The sequence below is a fragment of the Anaeromicropila herbilytica genome (genome assembly GCF_016591975.1).
GTDB lineage: Bacteria > Bacillota > Clostridia > Lachnospirales > Lachnospiraceae > Anaeromicropila > Anaeromicropila herbilytica.
In genome coordinates, this window is record NZ_AP024169.1 from 3,153,072 (window position 1) to 3,170,990 (window position 17,919).

Annotated in this window: 14 protein-coding genes; 1 reads left to right on the top strand and 13 read right to left on the bottom strand. The window is 31.1% G+C overall.

What is annotated here, in order from left to right:
* Positions 1 to 142: 142 nt before the first annotated feature.
* From smc to rimO, 13 genes are all read right to left on the bottom strand, one after another.
* Positions 143 to 3,703: a chromosome segregation protein SMC gene (smc, locus tag bsdtb5_RS13660; RefSeq protein ID WP_271712536.1), complete on the bottom strand. Its 3,561-nt coding sequence runs from the start codon at positions 3,701 to 3,703 to the stop codon at positions 143 to 145.
* A 16-nt stretch (positions 3,704 to 3,719) separates the two neighbouring features.
* The gene (rnc, locus tag bsdtb5_RS13665) at positions 3,720 to 4,412 is read right to left on the bottom strand and encodes a ribonuclease III (protein ID WP_271716108.1); all 693 of its coding nucleotides are present in this window, start codon (positions 4,410 to 4,412) and stop codon (positions 3,720 to 3,722) included.
* 112 nt (positions 4,413 to 4,524) lie between these two features.
* The gene (acpP, locus tag bsdtb5_RS13670) at positions 4,525 to 4,755 is read right to left on the bottom strand and encodes an acyl carrier protein (protein WP_271716109.1); all 231 of its coding nucleotides are present in this window, start codon (positions 4,753 to 4,755) and stop codon (positions 4,525 to 4,527) included.
* A 21-nt stretch (positions 4,756 to 4,776) separates the two neighbouring features.
* Positions 4,777 to 5,787 (bottom strand): phosphate acyltransferase PlsX, encoded by a 1,011-nt coding sequence (gene plsX / locus bsdtb5_RS13675; protein ID WP_271712537.1) that lies wholly within the window; start codon positions 5,785 to 5,787, stop codon positions 4,777 to 4,779.
* Between the two features lie 191 nt (positions 5,788 to 5,978).
* Entirely contained in the window at positions 5,979 to 6,758 is a 780-nt protein-coding gene (locus bsdtb5_RS13680) for a CheR family methyltransferase (protein ID WP_271712538.1), read from the bottom strand.
* Positions 6,759 to 6,824: 66 nt separating this feature from the next.
* Positions 6,825 to 8,684: a bifunctional 4-hydroxy-3-methylbut-2-enyl diphosphate reductase/30S ribosomal protein S1 gene (locus bsdtb5_RS13685; RefSeq protein ID WP_408628627.1), complete on the bottom strand. Its 1,860-nt coding sequence runs from the start codon at positions 8,682 to 8,684 to the stop codon at positions 6,825 to 6,827.
* Positions 8,685 to 8,740: 56 nt separating this feature from the next.
* Positions 8,741 to 9,412 carry a (d)CMP kinase gene (gene cmk, locus bsdtb5_RS13690; protein ID WP_271712539.1) on the bottom strand — a complete coding sequence of 224 codons (672 nt, stop codon included), beginning with the start codon at positions 9,410 to 9,412 and terminating at the stop codon, positions 8,741 to 8,743.
* 71 nt (positions 9,413 to 9,483) lie between these two features.
* Positions 9,484 to 10,713: a BaiN/RdsA family NAD(P)/FAD-dependent oxidoreductase gene (locus tag bsdtb5_RS13695; RefSeq protein WP_271712540.1), complete on the bottom strand. Its 1,230-nt coding sequence runs from the start codon at positions 10,711 to 10,713 to the stop codon at positions 9,484 to 9,486.
* Entirely contained in the window at positions 10,706 to 11,617 is a 912-nt protein-coding gene (locus bsdtb5_RS13700; protein WP_271712541.1) for a MurR/RpiR family transcriptional regulator, read from the bottom strand. Before bsdtb5_RS13700 ends, bsdtb5_RS13695 begins: the two co-directional genes overlap by 8 nt.
* Before the next feature lie 191 nt (positions 11,618 to 11,808).
* On the bottom strand, positions 11,809 to 12,414 hold the full coding sequence (locus tag bsdtb5_RS13705) for a GerMN domain-containing protein (RefSeq protein WP_271712542.1): 606 nt from the start codon (positions 12,412 to 12,414) through the stop codon (positions 11,809 to 11,811).
* Between the two features lie 193 nt (positions 12,415 to 12,607).
* Positions 12,608 to 13,858, bottom strand: coding sequence for a competence/damage-inducible protein A (locus tag bsdtb5_RS13710; protein WP_271712543.1), 1,251 nt, complete (start codon positions 13,856 to 13,858; stop codon positions 12,608 to 12,610).
* A gap of 68 nt (positions 13,859 to 13,926) precedes the next feature.
* Positions 13,927 to 14,469, bottom strand: a complete 543-nt coding sequence (pgsA, locus tag bsdtb5_RS13715) for a CDP-diacylglycerol--glycerol-3-phosphate 3-phosphatidyltransferase (RefSeq protein WP_271712544.1) — start codon at positions 14,467 to 14,469, stop codon at positions 13,927 to 13,929.
* Positions 14,453 to 15,790, bottom strand: coding sequence for a 30S ribosomal protein S12 methylthiotransferase RimO (rimO, locus tag bsdtb5_RS13720; RefSeq protein WP_271712545.1), 1,338 nt, complete (start codon positions 15,788 to 15,790; stop codon positions 14,453 to 14,455). The genes pgsA and rimO overlap by 17 nt, the downstream gene beginning before the upstream one ends.
* 331 nt (positions 15,791 to 16,121) lie before the next feature.
* Here rimO and bsdtb5_RS13725 point away from each other — a divergent pair, with 331 nt between their 5' ends.
* The gene (locus bsdtb5_RS13725; protein ID WP_271712546.1) at positions 16,122 to 17,756 is read left to right on the top strand and encodes a CvpA family protein; all 1,635 of its coding nucleotides are present in this window, start codon (positions 16,122 to 16,124) and stop codon (positions 17,754 to 17,756) included.
* The last annotated feature ends 163 nt before the right edge of the window (positions 17,757 to 17,919 follow it).

The following is a 17,919-nucleotide window of genomic DNA, read 5'->3' on the forward strand; positions in this document are numbered from 1 at the left end:
CACCTCTAAATATACTAATATTTGTCATTTTATAGTTAATGAAAGGATACTAGGATCCTTTCATTTATAGTATTTATTCAATAGAATTACTACTACAAAGTTACGGATACTATTTAGTAATTTATCAGTTTAAAGTATTATACTACTTATCTAATTCATTTTCAATTAAATTAACTGATACTAATGTAGAAATTCCTTTTTCTTGCATGGTAATACCATATAATACATCCGCAGCTTCCATCGTACCACGCCTATGAGTGATTACGATAAATTGCGTATGTTTTGTTAACTTCTTAAGATATCTTGCACATCTTTTTACATTTGAATCATCTAACGCAGCTTCTATCTCATCTAATAAACAGAATGGAGATGGTTTTAGATTCTGAATTGCAAATAATAACGAAACAGCAGTTAAAGCTTTTTCTCCACCAGATAATTGCATCATATTCTGCAGTTTCTTTCCTGGTGGTTGTGCTACAATACGAATACCTGCTTCAAGGATATCCTCATCTTCCATAAGCTCTAGAGTACCTTTTCCGCCTCCAAAAAGTTCCTTGAATACTATATTAAACTGTGTTTTTATCTCTTGAAACTTCTCTTCAAATTGCTTACGCATTTCTGTATCAAGTTCTACGATAATATCTTTTAATACTTCTTCTGCAGCTACTAAATCATCTCTTTGAGTTTTTAGTAATTCATATCGTTCCATCAATGCTTTAAAATCTTCAATGGCATTAACATTAACATCTCCAAGATTCTTTATCTTATTTTTTAAATCAGAAATGAGCTTCTTCATCTGTTGAATATTGTCATATTCTGAATTGCGTAAAGATAATGCATTATTATATGTAAGTTCATATTCTTCCCACATATAATTAATCAAGCTCTCCGATTGTTCCATTAACTTTTCTTTCTGACTGGATAAACGGAACACTTCTTTATCTAATTCATTAATGCCACGTTGTAACTCTTCTCTTTTTGTAAAAAATTCTTTATGTGATTTTGTAATATCATCTTTATCTTTTAACAAGTTTGCAATATTTTGCTCTAAGGTTTCAAGTACAGTTGAATACTCCAGTATTTTTTCTTTTGTATTATGAATGATAACTTCTTTATCAGCTACTTGATTTTGCATTTCTGCAATATTACCATTAATAGCATCAACTTCTTCTTCATATTTCTTAAGTTCACTCTTAACACGTCTTATATTTTCTAGCAAGAATTGATTACTCTGTTCCAATGCTGAAAAATCAATTTTAATCGATGCAACTTTCTCATGAAAACTTTTTTCAATTAATCTTTCTTTTTCTAAAAATGAATTAATTTCTTCTATTCTTATTTCATTTTCTTTACTTTGGTCTTCCTTTTGTTGTAAGTTTAATTTAAGACTTTCTATATTCTTATTCAACTCTTTACTTTGTGATTCTATTTCTTTACTTTCATTACTGATTTGTTGGTAAATTGATAGAATTTCTTCACGCTTTGCTAATGTTTGTTTTAAATTAATTTTCAATGTATTTTGAAGAATATATTGTTCTTGAACTTCTTTTTTATTCTCTTCTATACTTGTTAAACATGTATTCTCATGCTGCTTTGATACTTCTATCTGCTTATTCATTCGATTTATATCTTCAGTAATAGTTGATATATTCTTCTCTATTTCTTCAATTTCTCTTCTTCTACTTAATAGATTACTTGAATTCTTGTAAGCACCACCAGACATTGATCCGCCTGCACTTAATAATTCACCTTCAATCGTTACAATACGTAAGGAATAATTATATTTCTTAGCTAATGCAATAGCATTGTTAATATGATCAACTACAACTATTCTTCCAAGTAAATAATCAATTAATTCATCAAATTTATGATCTGTGTCAACCAAAGAACTAGCAAGTCCGATAACACCGGGTTCCTTTAATGCCTTCTCATTATAAAAAGAATTCTTATTTGTAATGTTGGTTAATGGTAAGAAGGTCGCTCTACCATATTTATTTTTCTTTAAGAATTCAATCAAATCTTTTGCAGTAGTATCCGTATCTGTTACGATATTTTGTATGCTACCACCTAACGCAATCTCAACAGCTGTTTCATATTCTTTGTTAACTTTAATGATATCAGCGACAACACCAATAACTCCTGCCTTCTTATCTTTTTGTTCCATTACTTTACGAATACTATTACCATAACCCTCATATCGTTCTGTAATATTCTTTAAGGAATCTAATTTAGAACGTTCTCTATGATATTCTTGCTGTTTATCATTTAATGTTTTCGATTGAATATTAAGATTATTTCTAATCTCTTGAACCTTCGATTGCAAATCCCCATTTTTAACTGTTCGTTCAGCAATTAGATCTTCAACAGCTTTTAATTTACCTTCATTCTCTTTAATTGAATCTTCTTGAATTACTTCATCACTTTTACTTTTTATTAATCTTTGATTTAATTCAACTTTCTTAATGTTATTCTGTTCTAACATCATTTCATAACGTTGAAGTTTCGCTTTGGTATTCGAATTTTCATTCATTAATTCAAAAGTATCTGAATTGAGTTCTTCAATGCTTTTCATATAATTCTCGATATTCTCTGTAATTGCTTTCAACTCGGCACTCGCTTCCGATTGAATGCTATCCAAAGATGAGAGCTTTTCTGTAATCTCATTCTTATCGTTTTGATATTTTTCTAATTCTTTTGTTTTATCTTCAATATCGTTATATATTGTGGTTTTACGTGTTTCATAGAACTCACTACTATTATTTGCAGTAACTATTTGTTCTTTTAATACTTTTATCTCAGATTCTAACTTTTCTTTATTTATCTTAACTTCGCCTAGTGAATTCTTATCAAGTTCAATATTATTATTGTATTCCTCCAATTGTAACTCTAACTTTTCATATTCATCTTTTGTCTTTTCGTAATCACTCTTTGCCTGAGATAAGTCATTGCCAGCAATATTTATCTTTCCATCATAATTCTTCTTTTCATCGTAGATCCGATCGTATTCCATTAAGAACATATTTACATCCAGGTTCTTTAAGTCCTCTTTGTATTTCAAATATTCTCTTGCGACTACGGACTGATTCTCTAATGGTTTAACCTGTTTTTCTATTTCAGATAAAATATCATTAATACGACTTAAATTTAATCTTTCTTCTTCTAGATTCTTCTCTGCAGTAAGTTTTCTCTTTTTAAATTTCACAATACCCGCTGCTTCATCAAAGAGTTCTCTTCTATCTTCTGGCTTTCCACTTAGAATCTTATCTATTTGACCTTGGCCGATAATTGAATATCCTTCTTTACCAATACCAGTATCTAAGAATAATTCTTGAACGTCTTTCAATCTGCAAGTATTACCATTAATCAGATATTCACTTTCACCAGAACGATATACTCTCCTGGCTACCGTTACTTCATCATATTCAATTGGTAACTTATGATCCGAATTATCAAGTGTTATCGCTACAAAAGCAAAACCAAGAGGTTTTCTAGTTTCTGTACCAGAGAAGATGACATCTTCCATCTTCGCTCCTCTTAGCTGTTTTGCACTTTGTTCCCCTAATACCCAACGGACAGCATCACCAACATTACTTTTACCACTACCATTTGGCCCTACGATACCTGTAATTCCATCGTTAAATTCAAATACTAATTTATTAGCAAATGATTTAAAACCATGAATTTGTAAACTCTTTAAATACATCTAACCCTTCTCCCACCTACGAAATATTCTGTGATCTTAATTTTAAAATAGATTGATACGCAGCTTCTTGTTCGGCGGCTTTCTTGGTTCTTCCAATTCCTGTGCCTAGCTCTTTTTCTCCTATGAACGCTACTACCGTAAATTTTTTATTATGATCAGGCCCCTCTTCACTTATTAACTCATATCGAAGAGGCTCTTTAAATCTACTCTGGATAATTTCTTGTAAGATAGTCTTGCTATCAAAAAAGAGCTTTTTATTATCAATATCAGATAAAATATAGTTCGTGATAAACTCTTTTGCATTAGTAAAACCACCGTCAAGATATATTCCTCCAATAACTGCTTCCAGCGCATCCGAAAGAATCGAATTACGTTCTCTACCTCCAGTTGCTGCTTCCCCTTTTCCAAGAAGTATATAGTCTCCCAAATTAATCTCACGCGCACAAAATGATAATGTTTGTTCACAAACAATGCTCGCACGAAGCTTTGTTAGATCTCCTTCTAACATATTACTGTTCTTTTTATAGATATACTCACTTGTTACTAATTCTAGGACTGCATCCCCTAAGAATTCTAAGCGTTCGTTATTTGCTAGTTTATCTAGCCTTTTTTCATTAGAAAATGAGCTATGAGTAAGCGCTTGTCTTAAAATTTTCTTATCATTGAACTGATAATGAATCACGTCTTCAAATTTTCGAATCATTTCCATGTTCGTCATATTATTACCTTGCCTTTCAAATGTATAATTGTTATGTGTTTACAACTCTTCTATATTTTTCCTTCTTTAAACAAAAAGCCCTTTTGAAAAAGGGCTTTTAATATTAGTTAATTGCGTTTTTAATTTGATCTACTGCATCACTAACAGTTACGATATTTTCTGCTTCTTCATTCGCAATTTCGATATCAAATTCTTCTTCAATTCCCATAATGATTTGGAATATGTCTAAAGAGTCAGCTCCTAAATCATCTACAAAAGTAGTATCCATTGTAATCTCATCTTCATCTACGTTAAGTACTTCACTAATAATTTTTTTTAATTTTTCAAATTCCATGTTAATCACCTTTCTTGACATTTATTCAATCTTCATAATATTTTCTTTTATTTTTTCATTGATTCGTTGCTCTTTGAATGTTGTGCATTGTATAATCGAATTTTTAACTTCCACACTTTTTGCGCTTCCATGAGTCTTCACAACAAGTCCATTTAATCCTAACAGTGGAGCTCCACCATATTTGGTTGCATCAAAATCCTTTAATGTTGCTTTTAATGCAGGTTTTGATAAAGCAGCACCAATTTTACTCTTTAGGGTACTCATCAAACCTCTTTTAATCTCACCGATAAGAGTTGTACTTAAGCCTTCATAGAGTTTTAGAATGACATTTCCAACAAATGCTTCACAAACTATTACATCTGCAAAACCACTTGGAATATCTCTAGCTTCAATACTTCCTATGAAATTAATATCTTTACAGTTCTTAAGAAGTGGATATGTCTCTTTTACAAGCGTATTTCCCTTTTCTTCTTCAGCTCCTATATTTACGATTGCTACTCTTGGATTCTTTATACCAATGATATTCTCCATATATATTGAACCCATTTTAGCAAACTGTATCAGGTGTGAAGATCTAGCATCAACATTCGCTCCGCAATCAATTAGTAAAGATACACCTTTGGTTGTAGGAATAAGTGGTGCAAGCGGCGGTCTTTCTACTCCTTTGATTCTACCAATTATAAATTGTCCACCAACAAGAATAGCACCAGTACTTCCAGCAGATACAAAAGCATCAGCAATACCTTCCTTTACAAGGTTAAGAGCAATAACAATGGATGATTCTTTTTTTCTTCTGATTGCCATAACAGGGGCTTCATCATTGGTAATGATATCATCCGCATTAATAACTTCTATTTGTTCCTTATCATAAGTATAAGCTGCTAATTCAGTATTAATTGCTTCTTTTTTACCAACAAGAAATACTTTAATGTCTTTTCTTTCATTAATAGCTAAAACTGCGCCTTTTACAATTTGACCAGGTGCATTATCTCCACCCATTGCATCTACCGCAACATTCACTCGTTCTTGCATTATTCTTCCTCCCTGTCAGTATCTACAAATAATATACTAGATATTAATATATAAATCAACTAAAAAATAATAAAAACTTTTAGCAAAAAAAGACTGTTCAAAATATTAAAATTAATATTTTGATACAGTCTTTTTAAATATAAAAGTATATAAGAATACTTATGATACTACCTTAATCAATCAAAAAAATGTTACACTTTCTTATAGAAGAAGGATTTATGAGAAGAATATCCTAACATTTGAGGTTGAATAATCTGTTCTGTACTTCCTACAAAAAGTATTCCGTCCTTTTTTAAAGAACGATTGAACTTCATATAGATATCATTCTTTGCTTCTTCAGTAAAGTAGATTAGCACATTCCTACAAATTATTAAATCGCAATTCATAGGATACTCATCTTTTAATAAATTATGTTGTTTAAATTCAACACAAGCTTTAATACTATCATTAATCTGATAAGCTCTATCATTGACTTTATTAAAATATTTGTCTATAAATTCTTTTGGTAATGCTTTTAAACTCTTATCATTATACAAACCCATTCTTGCTTTATCTAATACTTGTTTATCGATATCAGTTGCGATAACTTTAATTTTATTTAAAGGCATAAATTTGGATAATAACATTACTAATGAATATGGTTCATCACCAGTAGAACATGCAGCACTCCATATTTTTATATTTTTACCAAACGAATCAAATAAGTATGGCAGTATCTCTTTCTCTAAAAGTGCCCATTGTTCTGGATTTCTATAGAATTCGGAAACATTGATTGTAAGATAATTAACAAATTCGTCAAACATATTTTTATCTTGTTTTAAAACATTAACATAATCAGGATAACTTTTAATACCATGTTTGGCAATTAGAGCATCAATTCTTCTTTTCATTTGGCGTTCTTTATAAGCATTTAAATCAATTCTTGTTAATCTAAATACTTCTTCTTTGAATGCTTCATAATTATTAAGCAATGAAATCCTCCCTTTATCTACAATCGGTTTTATCTAAAGTTATTGTTATATGTTTTTGGTATTATATTATTCTTCTGTTTTTACTTCTTCTTGAGCATCTTCTGGAGTTTCAAGAGCTTTAACACTTAAGCTGATTTTCTTATCTGCTTCGTTAAAGTCTACAACTTTAGCAGTAACTTCTTGACCAATCTTTAATACATCTGATGGTTTTTCAACATGTTCTCTAGAGATTTGAGAAACGTGTAATAATGCATCAACACCTGGTTCTAATTCAACGAATGCTCCAAAGTCAGTCATACGAGCTACAGCACCTGTAACAACTGCTCCTACAGCATAGTTTGTAGCTGCTTTAGTCCATGGATTTTCATTTTCAAATTTTAAGCTAAGTGCAATCTTTTCACCTTGAATATCTTTGATAAGAACTTTTACAACATCACCAACTTTGAATACTTTCTTAGGATTTTCAACTCTTCCCCATGACATTTCAGAAATGTGAAGAAGACCGTCAGCTCCACCTAAATCGATGAATGCACCAAAATCAGTAACATTTTTAACAGTACCTTCTACTGTCATACCTACTTTGATCTTTTCAAATAATTCTTTTTGTAATACAGCTTTTTTCGCAACTAATAATTGCTTACGATCACCGATTACTCTTCTTCTCTTAGGATTGAATTCACTAATAACGAATTGAATTTCTTCTCCTGCGTATTTTTGTAAATTCTTTTCATAAGAATCAGAAACTAAACTTGCTGGAATAAATACTCTTGCTTCATCAACAATAACACTTAAACCACCATCTAATACAGCTGCAACTTTAGCTGTAAGTACTTCTTTGTTATTGAAAGCTTCTTCAATTCTCTTATTACCTTTTTCTGCTGCAAGTCTCTTATAAGTTAATAAAACTTGTCCTTCTCCATCATTCACTTTAAGAACTTTTGCTTGCATTGTTTCACCTGATGTAACAACAGTTCTTAAATCTACGTTTGGTGTGTTAGTATATTCACTTCTAGTAATAATACCATCAGCTTTATAACCGATATTTAAGATAATTTCATCTTCTTTAACGTCAATTACAGTACCTTCTACTACCTCTCCATTGTGTATTGTTACTAATGATTCCTCTAATAATTGTTCAAAACTCATTTCTGACATTCTAGTATGAACCTCCTTGATAATATTATTTGGGGTTGAAGCCCCTGCGGTAATACCTACGCTACGAAAAGATTTAAATTGGTTTAAATCTAGGTCACTGAGTGTCTGTATATAGTAAGTATCTTCACATTCACTTTTACATATTTCAAATAACTTTTGTGTGTTAGAACTCTGTTTTCCGCCGATTACTACCATAGCATCAGAGCGCTTTGCTAACTCCCTAGCTTCATTTTGTCTTACTTCAGTAGCATTGCAGATTGTATTTAAAACAAGTATATCATAACCCTTTTCTGAGATAATTTCAACTAAATCTTCAAATTTCTTGTAATTAAATGTCGTCTGAGATACAATGCAGACTTTTTTTTCTAAATTTAAACATAAATTATGAGCTTCCTCTGCATTTTCAATTACGATTGCATTACCACCACACCAGCCTTTAATACCTTCAACTTCTGGATGTTTATCGTTACCTACAATTATAATAGTTCGGCCTAAATCACTTTGTTCTTTTACAACTTTATGAATTTTGGTTACAAATGGGCAAGTAGCATTCAAAAGTTTGAAGCCTTTTTTATCTATTGTATCATAAACATCTTTAGTAACTCCATGTGATCTTATGATTATTGTACCCTCAGTTATATCATTTAATTCTTCCATTGCACGAATCGTAGTAACACCTTTTTTTTCTAAATCTGCTACCACTTCATCATTGTGTATGATTGGCCCTAATGTGTACACATCTTTATGAATACTCGCTTCTTCATATACCATATCAACTGCTCTTTTTACACCAAAACAAAAGCCAGCTGTTTTTGCTAATTCAACCTTCAATTTATCAATCCTTTTCTATACAATTCAATAATTTCATTTACAACTTCATCTATTGTCATATTAGAACTATCAAGTAAAATAGCATCATCTGCCTTACGAAGAGGAGCAAATTCGCGATTCATATCTTGCTCATCTCTTTGTATGATATCTTGTTCTATTTCGTTAATATCACTTTCAATACCTTTATTTTTAAGTTCTAACCATCTTCTTTTTGCTCTTTCTGTTGAGCTTGCTGTTAAGTATACCTTAAGATTAGCATTTGGAAGTACATAAGTTCCAATATCTCTTCCATCCATTATTACATTTTTCGTACTAGCAATATTTCTTTGTAAATCCACAAGTTTTAATCTAACATCACGATTTGTTGCAAATTTTGAAGCCATATTTCCAACTTCTTCAGTACGAAGATGGGCTGTTACATTTTCATCATTTAAGATTACTTGTTGAACATCACCTTCATATTCAATTGTAATATTTATTTCATGAATGCATTCTTGGATTTTTTGATTTTCTTCTGGTTTTATCCCATTTCTAAGAAAATAGAATGCGATTGCTCGATACATTGCCCCTGTATCTACATAAATAAATTCTAATTTTTGTGCTATACTTTTCGCGATTGTACTTTTGCCTGCTCCTGCTGGCCCATCAATAGCAATACTATAATTCATATGTTCCTCCCGTCAACGGATATACCGTAAACTTTTTTATTTAATTCTTCAAATAGAATAGCTTTTTAATACTATACTGCATTACCTGCTGCGTAAGCTGTTGACCATGCTATTTGAAGATTATACCCACCTGTTAGAGCATCCAAATCTAATACTTCACCTATAAAATAAACATTTGATATTAGTTTTGATTCCATAGTCTTAGGATTAATCTGGTTGACTGATATACCACCCTTTGTTATAACTGCTTCATTATATTCTCTAAGACTGCTTACTCCTAACGTCATTGATTTGATTGCTTGAACTAAGTTTAGCCTTTCTTCTTTTGTGATTAAGTTAACCTTTTTCTCACTATCAATTCCACTAAGTTTTATAATAACTGGAATTAACTTTTTAGGCAATAAGGAATCTAGAGCATTTTTAAATTGTTTATTGATTACCTCTTCAAAGTCCCTAATAATTCTTGCATCTAATTGTTCTATAGTTAACGCTGGTTTCAAGTCTATAGATAGCGTAACATCCTTATTCTTCATATAAGGAATAACATAACTACTTGCACTTAATATAACAGGTCCACTCACTCCGAAATGTGTAAAAAGCATCTCCCCAAAATCACTAAAAACTTCTTTTCCTTTTGAATTTACTGTAATTCTAATATTCTTTAAAGATAATCCTTGTAATTCTTTGATATAATCTTCTTTTATATTAAATGGAACGAGAGATGGTGTAAGATCAGTGATTTGATGACCTAAATCTTTCGCAAAACGATATCCATCTCCTGTTGAGCCTGTTGTTTTATAAGACAAACCACCTGTTGCAACGATAACTTTATCAGCATGAATTACTTCTTTTTTATTTTTCAAGTGAATACCAACAACTTGGTGTTCCTTAACTGCTATATGATCCACCTCAGCTCCATAATATATATGAACGCCTAGATTTTTTAATTCATTCGTAAGAGCTGCAATTACATCTGATGATTTATCAGATACAGGAAACACTCGATTTCCTCTCTCGATTTTCGTTTCTAATCCAATTTCCTTAAAAAAGTCAATTACATCATAATTATTATATGCATAAAAGGCGCTATATAAAAATTTTCGATTCGTTACAACATTATCAAATAAGGTATCCATATCAGATGCATTTGTAATGTTGCATCTACCTTTTCCTGTGATAAAAAGTTTTTTACCTAGCTTTTCATTTTTCTCATACAAATGGACTTCATTTTGATTTCTTGCTGCATATATTGCAGCTAACATGCCTGCTGCACCTCCGCCGACAACTATTACTTTACTCATTCTTTTGCTCCTGTTCTACTTCATTTTCCCTATTGACCTCTTCATCATTTCGGTATACTTTATATTCTTTCCAGATTTCCTCTAATGATTGAAAAGTTCGAATTACTTCACCTTGCTTTTTCATACAAACAGAAACGATCAAAGCATTAATTACGCTCATTGGGGCAACTAATGAATCTACTATGCTTGCCATATCACTTCTTGCAATCAAATTGCATGAAGTAAAAGCAGTCAAAGGAGAGGCATAACTATCTGTTATTGTTATTATGTTTACATTTCTCTTCGATGCAAATTCTAGTGCACTTATGGTGCTTCTTGAATATCTTGGAAAACTAATTCCTATAATTACATCATTATGTTTCATACGATAAAGTTGTTCAAATAATTCACTTGAACTGCTTGTCTGAATTAATTTTACTTGATCAAATATTATATTAAAATAATAATTTAAAAACATAGCAAGTGGTGCACTACTTCTAACACCAAGGATATAGATTGTTTTTGCTTTCAATATTGTATCAACTGCAGTTTTAAAAGCAGTTTCATCAATTTCCTCCAACGTCATTCGTATTTTATCAGCATCTGAATGAAGTACCGTTTTTAGAATGTCCTCTTGATGTATTCGATCAAAAGTCACTTCCATACGTTGTACAGAATTTAATTTATTTTTCACTAACTCTTCTAATGCTTTTTGCATGCTTGGATAACCATCATATCCTAATATTGTAGCGAAACGAACAACTGTAGATTCACTTACTCCAACAACATTTCCCAACCTTGCTGCGGTTAAAAATACTGCTTTCTCATAATTATTCAGAATATAATTAGCTAATAACTTTTGACCCTTGCTTAGATCACTATGTTTATTTTTAATATTTATTAACAAATCATTTTGCCTATTCATTTAGACACCTCAGTTTTTATTCTGTCTATCTAATCTATAGAAGTAAATACCTATGATTGGATAAAAGACAATGACATTATTAGAAGCTTAACTAGTTAGACTATGTAACCTATGTTAAACTCAAAATAATATAATTGTCTTTTATGATTATATCTTATTTTATTAATTTTGCATATAAAAAATTAATAGAATTAATCGTTTAGATACACTTCATTTAAATCTAAAATAATGTGGCCACTCTCATAAGCTTTTCCATCTACTCTATAGATTACTTTATTATGGCCATCTAGATTGTCTACTAAGGATTGCGCAATGCAATCTAATATTGTTGCTTCCACACCACTTCCTACATTAGCTAAAGGTGCCTTGTCCGATTTAAAATCAACATATATTGTATCACCTTTAGTGGTAACAGAGTTAATTCCTATTGTAACGCCATTTTGTTCAAAGTTTTTTACAACTTCATTTACAATAAATTCAGCTGTAATCTTACTATCTTGTGGAACCATGTCAACGTAATCTTCTTTTTCTAAAGTATCATTATTCATAACATAGATTGGAAGCTCTTTTGTATCTTCCTTTGCTGGTGTATTTGTTTCTTCCTTCGACGTGGCAGTAGAATTGCTAGAATCTGTACCACTATTAGCATCATCACCTTTGCTAGGCTTTACCGTCTCTGTCACTGTAATATCCTTATTCGTTTTTTCTTTCTTGCTACCACATCCAACAAGCATTGTAACACTTGCTGTAAATACTATAATTAAAATTAAATATTTTTTCAATATACGTGCTTTCATAAATTATTCTCCTTTAACGATATTTATGTAATAGGTGTTATGTTTGTCTTTTTCATTACTATATGAAATAACTGTGTCAATAATATGGTAAAATTTAATCCGATTTCATATTCTATCTTTTTTGATGGTATTACAATGTAATGTCCCCTAGAATATTTCTAGGGGACATTTCTAGTTTATTACATTATCCATCTTAATTCTCATAATTTTCTATAATGCAACGTCGTAATAAATCTAATGCACTTACAACAGAATATTCTCGAACCTTTTCACGATTACCTTTAAAAATATATTTATGAACAACCACATTCTTATTAACATAACATCCTATATATACAAGTCCTACAGGCTTCTCCTCGGTTCCTCCCTCAGGACCCGCTATACCTGTAATTGCTATAGCTGTATCTGATTCTGTATTCAATGCTACTCCTGTTGCCATTTCCCTTGCTGTTTCTTCACTAACAGCACCAAATTGTCTCAAGGTACTTTTCTTGACATCTAGATATTTTCTCTTCGCTTTATTAGAATATGTGACAAATCCTTCATTAAAGACAGAGGAAGCGCCAGATACATTAACGATCCTTCCAGCAACCAATCCTCCTGTACAAGATTCTGCAGTGGTTACCATCAAATTATGTTTGATTAATAATTTAACGATCACCTCTTCTAACGTTTCTTTTTCATGTGTAGTATAAATATTATCCTTGAAACGATTCTTTATTTCTTTAATTATAGGTTTTATTAACTCTTTTGCCTCTTCTTGTGTAGAAGCCTTCGCAGTCACTCTTAAGTGAACTTCTCCAGTCTTCGCATAAGGCGCTATGGTAGGATTTGTTTGGTTCTCAATCAGATCCGAAATCATGTTCTCAGCTAAGCTTTCCCCAATTCCACAGATTTTAATCATCTTTGAGTAAATAATGTCTGGAGTTAAATTATTTAAATAAGGAAAGATATCATTCTGAAACATTGGTACCATTTCATTTGGAGGCCCTGGAAGAAGAATTATTCTTTTTCCTTCTTCTGTTTCTATAATAAGTCCTGGTGCAGTTCCATTATGATTATCTACAACGATTGCTCCATCAATAACTTCTGCTTGTTTCCATATGCTTTCAGTAGTTTCACGGTTTATCTGTTTAAAATAGGAAGAAATTCTTTCTTTAGTATGTTCATCACAAATCAATCTTTTACCTATGGTAGATGCAGTTACCTCTTTGGTCAAGTCATCAACTGTTGGCCCTAAGCCTCCTGTAAGTATAACAAGATCCGACCTTAAAAGTGCTGTCTTAATTGCATCTCTTAATCGTTCTTCATTATCTCCTACAACACTTTGATAATATAAAGACAAGCCCAAATTCGCACATTGTATCGATAAATATTGTGCATTCGTATTAACTATATTACCTAACAAAATCTCCGTTCCAACACTTATTAGTTCAACTACCATAACAAACTCATTCCTTTCTGTTCGTTAATGGCCTATTCAAATAAATTGAATAGGCCAAAATTAAGCAATTATTTACTACCATCACTAAGAACTTTTCTATTTTTGTATAAATAATCAATTAATGAAACTACCGTTAAAACAAGTGATATATAAATAAATACTTGTTCTAAGGTATTAAATACGACACCATCGAAGTTCACAATTAATAAAACTGACATAATCATCTGTGCTGTTGTCTTAAATTTTCCCCAATAACTTGCAGCAATAACCACACCATTATCAGAGGCTACCAAACGAAATCCACTAATAATAAATTCTCTACTAATAATTACGATAATTATCCATGCTGGAACTAAGTCTAATTGCACGAAACAGATTAAAGCAGAACATACCAATAACTTATCCGCAAGTGGATCCATAAATTTTCCAAAATTTGAAACCAAATTATATTTTCTTGCTATATACCCATCTGCAAAGTCTGTTAAACTAGCAACAACAAATACTGCAGCAGAGATATAATCCCCATTTGGAATAGAATCATCTAATAAAAAAAATAAAAAAACTGGTATCAAACATATTCGAAAAATGGTTATTTTATTTGGTAAATTCATAATCAACCTCTCCTATCAAATCATATTCTTTCGCTTTTGTAATTTTAGCATATACAAACTCGCCAGAGATTATTTCTTCTTCTGAGGATACAAAGATAAAACCATCTACATTAGGTGCATCTTTATAGGTTCTTCCGATAAATACATTATCTTCTGGTAATTTTCCTTCAATAAGTACCTTTACTGTTTTACCAACCATAGCTTTTGCATTCTCAAATGCTATTTCTTGTTGCGAGTACATAATATCTTCTTTTCTTTCTTCTTTTACTTCTTCTTCAATCTGTCCATCCATCTTAGCTGCAGGTGTATCCTCTTCTTCTGAATACGTAAATACTCCAAGACGATCGAACTTCATTTCTTCAACGAAGTCAAGTAATTCTTCATGATCTTCTGCAGTTTCTCCTGGGAAACCTGATATTAAAGTTGTTCTTAGTGAAATATCTGGGATTTCTTTACGTAGTTTTGTAATAATCTCTACTAGTTCATTTTTATCTGTACGTCTACCCATTTTCTTAAGTACGTTATCTGATGCATGTTGAATAGGCATATCCAGATAATTACATACTTTTTCTTCCTCTTTTATTACCTGTATTAATTCATCTGTAATCTCTTCCGGATAACAATATAGAATTCTTATCCATTCAATTCCTTCAATCTTACATAACTCTTTTAACAATAAAGGAAGTCTTTTCTCACCATATAAATCAACACCATAAAGAGTTGTTTCTTGAGCAACTAACATTAACTCTTTTACACCTGATTCTGCTAACTCAATTGCTTCCTTAATTAGTTTCTCCATTGGTACACTTCTGTAATTTCCTCTAAGTTTAGGAATTATGCAGTAAGTACAATGTTTGTCACAACCTTCGGCTATTTTAAGGTAGGAATAATATCCACCAGTCGTATTCACTCTCTTATAACTTTTCTCAGGAAGATAATCTAATTCTTTCATTTCCACTGACTTTTCACCTTCAAGAGCTTTCTCAATAACGGATACAATCATTTCATAACTTGAAGTTCCAAGAATTCCATCTACTTCTGGAATTTCATCCTGAATTTCTTTTTTGTATCTTTGTCCCATACATCCCGTTACAACTAATGCTTTGCAACGACCATTTTTCTTATATTCAGCCATTTCAAGAATAGTATTAATACTTTCTTCCTTAGCATCATTTATAAAACAACAGGTATTAACTATAATGATATCTGCTTCATTCTCATCATTCGTTATTGTATATCCCTTCTCACGTATTAATCCTAGCATCACTTCACTATCAACCAGGTTTTTATCGCAACCTAAAGATATAAATAATATGTTCATTGTATTTCTCCTTATTCTGTGTAAAAATCTTTTTTATCAAGCCTATTCTAACAGTTTTCTTTTTAAAATGTAACCCTATTTGATATATTTTTATAATTTCTTTATTATAATATTTTAATTGACTTTTAATATAACCATGCTAAGATAGTTTCATAAATCTGCTTACTATACAATTTTTATACTTTTCTTAGTATGTGATAGAAGATAATATAGTCATCATATTAAAATTTTATAAGTTAAGCAAATAATTAACAATTATTTAAGATGACGCGAATAGAGTATTGCATAATCATTATTATTTTGTGTAAATACTTTAATTAGGAGGAGAAACATGAAAAAATTTACCAAGTATGCATTATCACTTATCATTGCATGTATTATAGGTTATATCTATTATTACATTGCATTGCCGCCAATCAACATCCATTCCCCTGGGTTTTGGTACTTTCTTATTGGCTTATTTATTATTTTAACTATCATTGTCGGCTTCTTTACTGCTTTTCGTTCTATTTCTAATAGCAAAAAAAATGGCAAAACACATGCTATCAATTCCACAACTAATAATAGAATATTATATACTTTTCTTAGTTTAACAGGAATAATTGTGGTTATCTACATTATTGGAAGTATCTTTTCTTCTCCAATCGTAAATTCCACCAAATATCGTAATCTAATCAATATGAAAGATGGAAATTTCACTGATGATATTCAGCAAATTTCTTTTAATGAAATACCTATACTAGATAAAGATTCCGCCACTTTAATAGGGTCTAGAAAAATGGGAAGTATGGTAGAATATGTATCACAATTTGAAGTTAGTGATGATTATACACAAATCAATTATCAAGGGAAACCAGTAAGAGTCACTCCTCTTGAATACGGTAATATAATTAAATGGTTTAACAATCGTTCTTCTGGCATACCTGCCTATTTGAAAATTGATATGGCAACTCAAGATGTTGAAGTAGTTAAGTTAAAACAAGGAATTAAATACTCAGAAGCAGAACATTTTGGAAGAAATATTCATCGTTACTTAAGATTCCATTACCCTACCTATATGTTCGACAAAATCAACTTCGAAATCGATGATAACGGAACTCCTTACTATATTTGTCCTGTCAATGACTATAGTATCGGATTATTTGGAGGACGTACTATTTCAAATGTAGTCCTTGTAAACGCAGTTACTGGAGAGCTAACAGATTACAAAATCAAGGAAGTTCCAAAATGGGTAGACCGAGTATATTCAGCTAAATTATTATTATCTTATTATAATTATTACGGTTCATTAAAACATGGATTTTTAAATTCTATCATTGGTCAAAAAGACTGTTTAAAGACCACAGATGGCTATAATTATCTTGCTTTAGATGATGACGTTTGGGTATATACTGGCGTTACATCAGTTGGAAAAGATAAATCTAATGTCGGCTTCATATTAATGAATCAAAGAACTGCAGAAACCAAATACTATTCTATCTCAGGGGCAGATGAAAACTCCGCTATGTCATCTGCTGAAGGCCAAGTGCAACACCTTAAATACAAAGCTACATTTCCACTTCTATTAAATATTGCGAATGAACCAACTTATTTCATCGCACTTAAAGATGATGCAGGCCTTGTTAAAAAGTATGCAATGGTAAACGTATCAAAGTATCAGATTGTTGCCATTGGCGACTCCATTAACGAATGCCAAAAGACTTACATTGCTTTATTAAAATCAAATGGTGTAGCAGAAGATGTTGATGTCGATACTTTACCTAAAATCACAGGAAAGATTACAAAAATTGCAGAAGGTGTTGTCGATGGTAACTCACACTACTATATCCTATTAGATAATAGTAGCCAATTATTTGATGTATCCGTCGTGGATTATATTAATATTATCAAATATAGTATTGGTGACAATGTAACATTTACTTATACAGAAGGTGATGAAACCAATACTGTACTAGGAGTTCAATAACAAATAAAAACTCTTAAATGTAACTTAATTGTATGTTATAAAAGGCTTTTGACCCCAACATCATCGTATTTAACTAAGGGCTGTCGCACTAGATCATTGTGCGATGCCCTTTTACGTTAATTAGTTTATTATATATAGTATTCTTGACATCATATACCAGTTA